Raw genomic sequence first — 541 nt, 5'->3', positions numbered from 1 at the left:
CTTAGGGGAATATCGCGCTTGGCAAAATGCTGAAAATGATTTTGCTATGAATGCACGGCCTAAACTCACAAATTGGTTGAAACAGTCAGTTAATGAAAAAATGCCAATGAGTGAAACTCTAAAAGAGCTTGAACGAATTGTTAAGTAAAGTTAATCGACTTATAAGAAGAACAGCGCAGAGCCTGGCTGCATGTGAAGCATCATTACAAAAGTTAAATGCAGAAAAAGAAAAGTTAGCCGAAAAGGAACGCCTGTATGATATGCAACTTAAAAACCTGCAGTCACTGTTAGATATGAAAGAGTTACTCGGCGAAGTTGTATTTCGCCAGGATATATTTTACTCGTTACGTAAAGTTGCAGTCATTCAGCAGCAGATCGCTGAGATAAATCTTGAAAAGCAAAAAATAGCAGAGCGGAGAAAAATACTTAACAAGGAAATAGTTCAACAGCAAGCACAAAGAAAACACTGGTGGCTAAAAGGAGAAAAATACGAACGACTAAAAACGCGCATCAAAAAACAACTTTTAGATCAGATGCTTTA

Annotated in this window: 2 protein-coding genes; both read left to right on the top strand. The window is 37.2% G+C overall.

Features of this window, described 5'->3' with window-relative positions; all coding sequences use genetic code 11:
- Window positions 1-46 precede the first annotated feature (46 nt).
- A complete protein-coding gene (locus tag RAD15_RS43455) occupies window positions 47-148 on the top strand; it encodes a hypothetical protein (RefSeq protein WP_458184804.1) in 102 nt (33 codons plus the stop codon).
- On the top strand, window positions 129-541 hold a 413-nt coding region (locus tag RAD15_RS43450; RefSeq protein WP_458184803.1), incomplete at its 3' end, for a hypothetical protein. The genes RAD15_RS43455 and RAD15_RS43450, both read left to right, overlap by 20 nt.

Source organism: Bradyrhizobium sp. 14AA, assembly GCF_054185205.1.
The sequence above is the reverse complement of the archived record's forward strand: the minus strand, read 5'-3'. Positions and strand labels throughout refer to the sequence as shown.